Origin of the sequence: Lentzea albida (genome assembly GCF_900111005.1) — a bacterium.
In the GTDB taxonomy this organism is placed as follows: Bacteria; Actinomycetota; Actinomycetes; order Mycobacteriales; family Pseudonocardiaceae; genus Lentzea; species Lentzea albida.
This window is the reverse complement of sequence record NZ_FOFV01000038.1, coordinates 1-9,276: the sequence shown is the minus strand read 5'-3', so window position 1 is coordinate 9,276 and position 9,276 is coordinate 1. Positions and strand designations below refer to the sequence as shown.

The following is a 9,276-nucleotide window of genomic DNA, read 5'->3' as shown; positions in this document are numbered from 1 at the left end:
CAGGGGATCGGGCGTCTTGGCCGGGCTGTGGTGCGGCCGCGAGCTGCGGTCGGCCATCCCGGCTTCGCCCTCGAGCCGGTAGCGCTCAGCCCATTTACGTGCTGTTCTGACCGAGGTCATGAACATTCTCGCGGCCTCGGCGGGACGCCAGTTCTGCTCGACGACCAGACGCGCCAGGCGCAGCCGGGCACGCGGCGTCAGCGCCGCGTTAGGGTGGGACACGAAGGCCTCCGGGTGGTGAAGCGGTTCCTAGACAGCTCCACTTCACATCCAGAGGCCTTCACCTGTCTTCACGACAGGCCGTCACCCGCCCAAACCGGAACAACGTCCCCGGACATCACACCTAGCGGTCGTCCCACGGAGAGGTGACCGACTCGTCCCAGTCGTCCTCGACCGGAGCGTGCGGCCGCTCCGGCGGTGGGTCGAGCACGCTCGCGGCCCCTGCCAACGCGGCCTCCGCCTCGGCCCGCTGCTCGGGCGACGCCGCCTCCACGGCCGCGACCGCGTCCGCGACCGCCTGGGTGATCATCTCACCGTAGGCGGCACTGTTCCCCGCGTCCCGCAACGACATCCGGCCGGACAGCACCTCGCGCGCCATCTCCGCGGCCGGGTCACGCGGCGCGCCGGTGGACAGCAGCCGGAGCACCGACCGCAGCACGCGTTGCTCGTCCACCGGGGGGAGGTTCACAGCGGCGACCCCGGCGAGAGCAGCAGCGCGGGCGGCCGCAACTGGCTGATCCGGCGGTATTGCACCGTCGCGAACCACGCCGAGACGCGGTCGTAGAACTTCGAGACCTCGGTCTGCTTCTCCGACAGGTACTCGTACGCCTGCCTGAACTTCTGGATCCAGTAGTAGAGAAGCCCGAGCAACGCCGCCCACATCGCCGGGTTCGCCGCACGGGTCAACGCCTTGCTGGTCAGGGCGAAGGCGATGGCGGCGTCCACCATCTCGCTGACGGCGGTGGTGACGACGTTGCTGAAGGCGCGCACCGCCGTCACGGCGTCCTGGTACCGCTTGGCCACCTCCTGGCACACCGGCGCGAAGTCCGTCGCGGCATCAGCGAGGGCGAGCAGGTACTCGCGGGCCTCGTTGCCGGACCGCCCCTCCCACACCCACTCGGACCCGGCGCCCGCGTTCGCGATGTTGCGCCCGATCCCCTCCGCGGCCCTGCCGACCTGCGCCCACACGACCGAGCAGCGCTGGAACCCCGCCCAGTCACCGGTGAGCCAGGTGAACGCCTCCTGGAACGGGTCCTTGCCCACGATCCACACCGCCGTCCCCCGCACCGCCGCGCTGACGCTGAGCAGGTCCTGCCGCCAGTCGTACTCGAACAGCGGCTTGGTGGTGTGCAGCTCCGGGTCGGTGAGCGAGTCCGACGGCTCGCCCTTGTCGGCGAACGAGGGCGAGCCGTCCGAACCGCCGTACCGCCGCGTGAAGTTGGGAAGCGGCCCGTCCAGCGCCCGGAACAGCCGGTCGAACTCCTGCTTCTCCTCACCGTCCAGCTTCCCGAACGCGTCGGAGGTCTGGTCGACGGCCCGCGCCGCGCGGTTCGTGCGGTCGGCCAGCTCCTTGATCGCGCCGCGCATCAGCTGGAAGATCCGCTCGTGGTGACGGGCCGCCAGCGTGTCGAGCAGCACGCCGTGCTCCACCCAGCTCAGGTCGCCGTGCTTGGCGACGTGCTTCGCACCGCTCTCGGCGTCGGCCCCCGCCCGGTGCAGTTGTGCGGCCATCAGTTGGACGCCTTCGAAATCCATCCGGAACTCGTCCGCCACCTCGCCAGTCCACCACCGGTTCGGGAGTGGTACGAGCTGCCTACGGGGCAAGGAGGGCTACGCCGTCCGCCTGTGGGGGTTGGGGGGTGCAGGAGAACGCCTGGGGTTTGGGGTGCGCTCGGGGACCGGTTGGGCAGTGGCGTGTGGCCGGGAACGCGTGGCCTGGGTGACGCGTGGCTGGAAACGCGAGTGGAGCCGGTACCGGTTGCGGCGGGCGCCGATGCGAGCGCCTGCCATGCCCATGCCACCGATGCCCGGCGGCCACCACTCACCTTCCTGCGGCCTCCACCGCCCGCCGAGCCGCCTCATCCCCCTGCCGAGCCCCCGGCTAAGGCCGCACCCCCGGCCCGAACCCCGTCCACCGCAACTCCTCCGGCAGGTGGCTCATGTCGTTGTACACCAGCAGAGCCGGCGGAGTGCCCTCCCGGAACTGCAACACCGTCAGCCCGGTGTTGCCGCAGCTCATCGCCAGCCACCGGTCCGGCGGGGCGCCGAGGGCGTGGCGCACCAGCCACGCCACCGGGTACGCGTGGGTGACCAGGACCTCGTGCGACTCGGCTGCCGCCGGGTGGGCGAAACGAGCGGTCAGGGCCTCGGCCAGGTCGGCGCCCGCGGTTGCCTCTGCGGGGTCGTAGCCGTCGAAGAAGCCCGCCCAGGCGGGTGGTGGGTCGGGCGGTACGTGGGGCACGTGGTCGATCAGTTCCGGAGCCTCGTCGACCAGGACGCCCGGTAGGTGTTCGCCCAGGATCTCCGCTGTGCGGGTGGCTCTCGGGAGGGGCGAGTGCCACACGACGTCGATCGGCAGGCGGGACAGGCGGTCGCCGAGGAGGTGGGACTGGCGGGCGCCGGTGTCGGTCAGGGTGCCGAACGGGTCTGCTGCGCCGTGCCTCACCACGTAGAGGTGCCGGGTGGCCATCTCACCCTCTTCCATGTTGACGACATTCGGATGTTAACAACATCTGGAGTTCATAGGGGTATCGAATGCGCTGCGTCGGACGGGTGAACTGCGGACCACTCGTCATGCAGCGGGGGAGCGGTCGTTTGACCATGACTGAGTTGTGGTTGTCGCAACACGAAATTCCAGGTGCGGGGGCACTGTCGGGGTCGACTGCGAAGGAGGCAGGGAGTCGATGCAGCGGCTCGACGACATGCAGGCCAGGGAACTGACCCTGGCCGCGGTGGGTGCGGTCAACAGGAGTGACCACCCCTGGTCCACCGAAGCCGTGCGGTGCCTGGCATCGGACGAGCGGACGAGGGTGGTCGCGATCGACACCTGTGCGGCGATCCTGTTGCGCGGGGTGCCGCGCGGGTCGCTCGACCCGTCCGTCCGGATCCCGGTGTCGGCGGCGGCGCCCGACGAGGTGGCGGCGCAGGCGGCTTCGGACGTGGTGAGCGCCCTGGCCTCGGGTCAGGACCAGCGGGTGGGGCTCGTGCTGGCGCGTTTGTCCGAGGAGCAGCAGTACGAGGCGTTGCTGGTGCTGGTTCGTGGTGCCGCCGCGTGGATCGACGCGTACGTGGGCATCGACGGTGACACGGTGGACGCCTACTACGCGATCGCGAAGTCCGACACGACCTGACGGCCGTCGCTCGGTCGTTGTGCAGAGTCACCTCGCCGCCCATACGGTTTTCGTGGGAGGTCGGTGATGCGAAGCCAGTACGAGTACCTGGCGGTGCTGGGCGTGTGCGTGCTCCTCACCCTGCCGCTGGAGTGGATGGGACGCGGTGTCTACCGCCGCGGTCCTGAACTGGCCCGCGCGATCGCGCCGGTGCTGGTCGTGCTCACGGTCTGGGACGTCGTGGCCGTCCTGCGTGGACATTGGAGCTTCCACCCCGAGGCGATCACGGGGTGGTTGGTCGGCGGGGTGCTGCCGGTCGAGGAGATCCTGTTCTTCGTCGCGATCCCGCTCTGCGCGGTGCTGACCTACGAGGCCGTGCGCGGGCGCTCGGGACGTTGGTCGCGGGATGGTTGAGGAGTACTCGTTCGCCGCGATGGCGGCGGTGCTCGTGGTGTTGCTGCTCGAGTTCTGCTTGCTGCGCACGGGGTTGTTCCGGCGGCCCGCCTACTGGATCACGATGGTGATCGTGCTCGGGTTCCAGGTGCCGGTGGACGGGTGGCTGACGAAGCTCGACGCACCGATCGTGCTCTACGCGGACTGGGCGATCAGCGGGGTGCGTGTGCCGTGGGACATCCCGGTGGAGGACTTCCTCTACGGGTTCGCCATGGTCACGGCCGTTTTGTTGTTGTGGGAACGGGGAAGGCTGGCACGTGAACAAGCTTGAGGTACCGGGGAAGTTCGACCGCGCCGCACGCGGCTACGACCTCCTCGTCGGGCTCAACCCCGGCTACCACCAGGCGCTGCGGCGCTCCGCGCGAGCGCTCGGCCTGCGTCCCGGCATGCGCGTGCTCGACCTCGGTTGTGGCACGGGCGCCTCGACGGCGGCGCTGGTCGCGGCCGTGCCCGGGGTGGAGATCGTCGCCGTGGACGCGTCGGCGGGCATGATCGAACGGGCGCGGCAGAAGCGCTGGCCCTCGACGGTCAGGTTCGTGCACAGCCGGGCCGAGGACGTGGACGAGGGCGAGTTCGACGCGGTGTTCGCCGCCTACCTGGTGCGCAACCTGCCCGAGCCGGACGGCACGCTGAAGCGCATCCGGAGCTTCATCAAGCCCGGCGGAACGCTGGTGCTGCACGAGTACTCGGTGCGCGACTCGCTGATCAGCACCGCGGTGTGGACGGCGCTGTGCGCGTTCATCGTCCCGGCGGGGTGGCTCGTCACGGGCGACCGCTCGCTCTACACCTACCTGTGGCGCAGCGTGATGGACTTCGACGGCGCGTCCGCGCTGCGCAACCGGTTGCGGCGCAACGGTTTCACCGGTGTCCGCAGTGCGCCGCTGCCCGGTCTGCAGCTCGGCGTGGTGCACACCTTCCGCGGCCACGTGCCGGAACAGGAGCAACGGTGAAGGATCGCAAGGCGGTGCGGATCCCGGCGCCGGCCGGGCGTCCGCACTTCGACGGGGACGCGCCGGTGGTCGTCGTGGTGGGTGGTGGCATCGCGGGCCTCTCCGCCGCCACGCTGCTCGCCGAACGAGGCGCGCGGGTCGTGGTGTGCGAGCGCGAGAACTACCTGGGCGGACGCGTCGGCGGCTGGAGCACCAGGCTCGCCGACGGCAGCGAGGCCACGATGACACGCGGCTTCCACGCGTTCTTCCGCCAGTACTACAACCTGCGGGCGCTGCTGAAGCGCGTCGACCCCGCCGGACGCGCTCTCACCGGTCTTCCGGACTACCCGCTGCAGCACGCCTCCGGCCACCGCGACGGCTTCGCGGACCTGCCGACGACCGTGCCGTGGAACGTCCTCGCGTTCCTGCGCAGCAGCCCCACGTTCCGGTGGCGCGACCTGCCCGGCGTCAACGCGCGGGCGGCGCTGTCGCTGCTCGACGTGTCCGTGCCGGAGGTGTACGAGCGGCTCGACGCCCTCGACGCCGCGTCCTACCTGGAGCAGATCCGCTTCCCGGAGGCCGCGCACGCCCTGGCGTTCGAGGTGTTCTCGCGCAGCTTCTTCGCGCACCCCACCAGGATGTCCGCCGCGGAGCTCGCGGTCATGTTCCACATCTACTTCCTCGGCTCGAGCGAGGGCCTGCTGTTCGACGTGGCCGCCGACCCGTTCCCGCACGGCCTGTGGGAGCCGCTGCGCCGCCACCTCACCTCGCTGGGCACGACGGTCTGCACGGGTGTCGAGGTGAAGTCCGTGCTGCCGGGACAGGAGAAGCGGTACTCGGTCACCATCGGCGAGGGCGCGATCGAGGCCGACGCCGTGGTGCTCGCCGCGGACGTCCGCGGCCTGCGGTCGCTCGTCGGGGAGTCGCCGGCGCTGGGTGACACCGCGTGGCGCGACACCATCGGGAGGCTGGAGACCGCACCGCGGTTCCTCGTGTCGAGGTACTGGCTCGACACACCGGTCGACGCCGACCGGCCGGGCTTCCTCGGCACCGGCGGCCACGACCTGCTCGACAACATCAGCGTGCTCAACCACTACGAGCACGAGGCGCGGGCCTGGGCCGCGCGCACCGGCGGAAGCGTCGTGGAACTGCACGGCTACGCGCTCCCGTCCGATGTGGACGAACAGTCGGCACGCGCCCGGCTCTGGCAGCAGCTCACCGAGGTCTTCCCGGAGACCAAGCAGGCCGGTGTCGTCGACGAACGGCACGAGCTGCGCGAGGACTGCCCGCTCTTCCCGGCCGGCGGGTTCGGGCGACGGCCGACGGTGACCACCCCGGACGAGTTCCTCGTGGTGGCGGGTGATCTCGTGCGGATCGACCTGCCCGTCGCCCTGATGGAACGCGCCGCCACCACCGGGTTCGCCGCCGCCAACCACCTGCTGGGCCGGTGGGGCGTCGCGGGCACCGAGTTGTGGACCGTGCCGGCCGAGGGGCGCGTGCCGCTGCTGCGCTCGGCCGCCCGTCGCTGGAGGACGTTGTGATCGTCGTGGTGGGAGCCGGTCTGGCCGGTCTGAGCGCCGCTCTGGAACTGGCCGCGGCGGGCGTCGAGGTCACCGTTCTGGAGGCATCGGACGAGGTCGGCGGCCGCGTGCGGACCGACGTCGAGGACGGCGTGCGGTTCGACCGCGGCTTCCAGATCCTGCTGCCCGCCTACCCCGAGCTGGAGCGGCTGAACCTGGACCCGTTCCCGCTGCGGCGCTTCCGGCCGGGCGCGTTCGTGCACGACAACGGCAGGCACGACCTGCTCGCCGACCCCCGCAGCGGACCTTCGGCGTGGGACGGGTTCCTGCGCCAGCACGTCCTCGGTGCGCGGGACGTGGCGGCGGTCGCGAGGTTCTCGGCGCCGGACGCCTTCGGCCCGGTGCGGCCGTTGCTGACGCGGCCCGAACGCACGACGCGCGAGGCGTTGAGGCAGCTGGGCGTCTCCGACCGGGCCGTCGAGGCGGTGTTCCGGCCGTTCCTGTCCGGGGTGTTCCTGGAACGCGAGCTCACCACCTCGTCGAGGTTCTTCCACCTCGTGTGGCGCAGTTTCGCCCGAGGAGGCGCCGCGGTGCCGGCGCTCGGCATGGGGGAGTTGCCCAGGGCCATGGCCGAGCGGCTCCCCAGGGACGTCGTCCGGCTCGAGACCGCCGTGAAAGCCGTGCACGACAACGGCGTCGACCTGGAGGACGGCGGGCGGATCACCGCCGACGCCGTGGTGGTCGCGACGGACGGCACGACGGCGGCCCGGCTGCTGCCGGGACTGGCCGAGCCGCGCTGGAACGGCGTGACGACGTGGTACTTCCGCCCGCCGCGGTCCCCGCTGCGCGACGGGTGCCTGGTGGTCGACGCCAACGGCGGCCCGGTCGCGAACACGGCGGTGATGTCGGAGGTGTCGCGCCCGTACTCGCCGCACGCCCCGCTGGTGCAGGCCTCGGTGGTGGGCGAAGCCGGCGAGAAGGCCGTTCGAGAACACCTGAACCGCCTGTACAGCACCGACACCAGCCGGTGGGAGGTGCTCAGGCGCTACGACATCCCGCACGCCATCCCGGCGATGACCGCGCCGCACCGGTTGAAGCAGTCGGTCCGCGCGGGGGAACGCCGGTACGTGTGCGGTGACCACCGCGACACCAGCTCCATCCAGGGCGCACTGCACTCGGGACGCCGAGCCGCGCACGCCGTGCTGGCCGACCTGCGCGGTGGGCGGTGACGCTCCTGTTGTTCGGCGACCAGCTCGGGCCGCACTTCCACAGCGGCCACGACGAGGTCGTGCTGATCGAGTCGGCGGCGGCGCTGCGCCGCAGGCCGTACCACCGCCAGAAGCTGCACCTGGTCCTGTCGGGCATGCGCCACCTCGCCGCCGAGTACCCCGACCGGATCACGCTCGTGCGCGCCGGTACCTACCGCGAAGCGATCCGTCAGCTGAAAGGCCCGTTGGTCGCCTACCAACCGGGTTCCATTGCCGCACAACGGATGCTGACCGAGCTCGGTGTCGAGGTGCTGCCCACGCCCGCGTTCGCGCTGTCCCGCGACGAGTTCACGGCCTGGGCGGGGGCGCGCGAGCGGTTCCTGATGGAGGACTTCTACCACTACCAGCGCACCCGGTTCGACGTGCTGATGGAGGGCGACAAACCGGTGGGCGGCCGGTGGAACTTCGACGCCGAGAACCGCGAGCCACCACCGAAACGCGGCAAGCTCGGCGTTCCGGCGCCGTGGTGGCCGGACGAGGACGAGATCGACGCGCGGGTGCGGGCCGACCTCGACGGGATGGACCTGCCCGCGGTGGGCAGGGACGGTCCGCGCCGGTTCGCCATCACCAGGGAGGAAGCGTTGAAGGCGTTGGAGGTCTTCCTGCGCGACCGCCTCCCGCACTTCGGCCCGCACGAGGACGCCGTCCTGACCAAGGACTGGACGATGGCGCACTCGCTGCTGTCCGTGCCGCTCAACCACGGTCTCCTGCACCCGCTGGAGGTCGTGTACGCGGCGGAGGACGCCTACCGGAACGGGGACGCGCCGCTCGCGAGCGTCGAGGGGTTCGTCCGGCAGGTTCTCGGCTGGCGCGAGTACGTGTGGAACCTGTACTGGCACCTGGGCCAGGACTACCGGCACCGCAACGGTTTCCAGGCCACCACCCCGCTGCCGGACTGGTGGGCGGAGCTGCGGCCGGCCACGGTCAGGGCGGCGTGCCTGCGGACCGCGCTGGAGGGCGTCCGCGACCACGGCTGGGTGCACCACATCCAGCGGCTGATGGTGCTGGGGAACCACGCGCTGCAACGGGGTTACGACCCGGCCGCGCTCAACGACTGGTTCGTCACGTCCTTCGTGGACGGTTTCCCGTGGGTGATGCCGGTGAACGTGATCGGCATGAGCCAGCACGCGGACGGCGGGGTGATCGCGACCAAGCCGTACCTCAGCGGCGGCGCGTACCTCAACCGCATGACCGACCACTGCAAGACGTGCTGGTTCGACCCGAAGCAGCGCACGGGAGAACGCGCGTGCCCGTTCACGGCGGGGTACTGGGCGTGGCTCGACCGGAACGAGAAGCAGGTGAGCGGCAACCACCGGATGGTCCGTGCCGTTCAGGGCCTGCGCCGCCTGGCCGATCTGGACGACGTCCGCGCACAGGAACGCGACCGCGAAGTCTTCTGACGCGTGTGGCTCGGCGGACTAGCTTGAGTTTTAACCTCTGAACGGTTGGGCGTGACCCTGGTTGATCATGAGTGAAGCCCTTGGTTGATCATTCTTCTTGTCTAGGGAAGAAGATCGTCACCAAGGGCTTCAGTTGATCAGTGTGCACCATGCCCGTGACGCCGCCGCGTCCAGGGAGCTGTCCGGAGTGCGTCAGGAGTTCTACCGCTGTCTGACGCGGCGTGCGGACGCGTTGTTCGAGCTGAGCGATGCGGTGTTGTGCGGGGACGGCCCGGTGCGGTCGATCGCGGAGCTGTCGCTGGCCGGCGAGCATCGCCGCGGGCATGGCAGCGGCTATGCCGCGCTGGCCCGAGGCCGGGTGGACTTCGACCGGTTAC

12 protein-coding genes are annotated in these 9,276 nt (G+C 70.8%); 8 read left to right on the top strand and 4 right to left on the bottom strand.

Translation table 11 applies throughout. The features are described 5' to 3' along the window. From BMY74_RS43970 to BMY74_RS43955, 4 genes are all read right to left on the bottom strand, one after another. Positions 1–222, bottom strand: a 222-nt coding sequence (locus tag BMY74_RS43970) for a leucine zipper domain-containing protein (protein ID WP_143091980.1), incomplete at its 3' end; no start/stop codon positions are given. A gap of 121 nt (positions 223–343) precedes the next feature. Further along, positions 344–673, bottom strand: a complete 330-nt coding sequence (locus BMY74_RS45655; RefSeq protein WP_089928486.1) for a hypothetical protein — start codon at positions 671–673, stop codon at positions 344–346. 11 nt (positions 674–684) lie between these two features. Then, positions 685–1,755, bottom strand: coding sequence for a hypothetical protein (locus tag BMY74_RS43960; RefSeq protein ID WP_143091979.1), 1,071 nt, complete (start codon positions 1,753–1,755; stop codon positions 685–687). Between the two features lie 346 nt (positions 1,756–2,101). Then, positions 2,102–2,704 (bottom strand): histidine phosphatase family protein, encoded by a 603-nt coding sequence (locus BMY74_RS43955; protein ID WP_245786744.1) that lies wholly within the window; start codon positions 2,702–2,704, stop codon positions 2,102–2,104. A 199-nt stretch (positions 2,705–2,903) separates the two neighbouring features. Between BMY74_RS43955 and BMY74_RS45650 the strand changes: the two genes are divergently transcribed. The 8 genes from BMY74_RS45650 to BMY74_RS43915 all read left to right on the top strand — a co-directional run. Beyond that, complete coding sequence (locus BMY74_RS45650; RefSeq protein ID WP_089928480.1) at positions 2,904–3,350, top strand: hypothetical protein; 447 nt, start codon at positions 2,904–2,906, stop codon at positions 3,348–3,350. A 66-nt stretch (positions 3,351–3,416) separates the two neighbouring features. Continuing rightward, positions 3,417–3,743: a lycopene cyclase domain-containing protein gene (locus BMY74_RS43945; protein WP_089928477.1), complete on the top strand. Its 327-nt coding sequence runs from the start codon at positions 3,417–3,419 to the stop codon at positions 3,741–3,743. After that, a complete protein-coding gene (locus BMY74_RS43940; protein ID WP_089928473.1) occupies positions 3,736–4,053 on the top strand; it encodes a lycopene cyclase domain-containing protein in 318 nt (105 codons plus the stop codon). The genes BMY74_RS43945 and BMY74_RS43940 overlap by 8 nt, the downstream gene beginning before the upstream one ends. After that, a complete protein-coding gene (locus BMY74_RS43935) occupies positions 4,040–4,732 on the top strand; it encodes a class I SAM-dependent methyltransferase (protein ID WP_089928469.1) in 693 nt (230 codons plus the stop codon). Before BMY74_RS43940 ends, BMY74_RS43935 begins: the two co-directional genes overlap by 14 nt. Then, positions 4,729–6,252: an FAD-dependent oxidoreductase gene (locus BMY74_RS43930; RefSeq protein WP_089928465.1), complete on the top strand. Its 1,524-nt coding sequence runs from the start codon at positions 4,729–4,731 to the stop codon at positions 6,250–6,252. Before BMY74_RS43935 ends, BMY74_RS43930 begins: the two co-directional genes overlap by 4 nt. Beyond that, positions 6,249–7,460: an NAD(P)/FAD-dependent oxidoreductase gene (locus BMY74_RS43925; protein ID WP_245786743.1), complete on the top strand. Its 1,212-nt coding sequence runs from the start codon at positions 6,249–6,251 to the stop codon at positions 7,458–7,460. The genes BMY74_RS43930 and BMY74_RS43925 overlap by 4 nt, the downstream gene beginning before the upstream one ends. After that, the gene (locus BMY74_RS43920; RefSeq protein ID WP_089928462.1) at positions 7,457–8,899 is read left to right on the top strand and encodes a cryptochrome/photolyase family protein; all 1,443 of its coding nucleotides are present in this window, start codon (positions 7,457–7,459) and stop codon (positions 8,897–8,899) included. Before BMY74_RS43925 ends, BMY74_RS43920 begins: the two co-directional genes overlap by 4 nt. Before the next feature lie 142 nt (positions 8,900–9,041). Then, the coding region (locus tag BMY74_RS43915) for a transposase (RefSeq protein ID WP_143091973.1) at positions 9,042–9,276 on the top strand (235 nt) is incomplete at its 3' end.

What these genes read in the sequence shown, in the direction of transcription:
- BMY74_RS43945 (WP_089928477.1), top strand. Translation starts at nt 3,417, where the DNA reads ATGCGAAGCCAGTACGAGTACCTGGCGGTGCTGGGCGTGTGCGTGCTC.
- BMY74_RS45650 (WP_089928480.1), top strand. Translation starts at nt 2,904, where the DNA reads ATGCAGCGGCTCGACGACATGCAGGCCAGGGAACTGACCCTGGCCGCG.
- BMY74_RS43955 (WP_245786744.1), bottom strand. Translation starts at nt 2,704, where the DNA reads ATGGAAGAGGGTGAGATGGCCACCCGGCACCTCTACGTGGTGAGGCAC.
- BMY74_RS43940 (WP_089928473.1), top strand. Translation starts at nt 3,736, where the DNA reads ATGGTTGAGGAGTACTCGTTCGCCGCGATGGCGGCGGTGCTCGTGGTG.
- BMY74_RS43960 (WP_143091979.1), bottom strand. Translation starts at nt 1,755, where the DNA reads ATGGATTTCGAAGGCGTCCAACTGATGGCCGCACAACTGCACCGGGCG.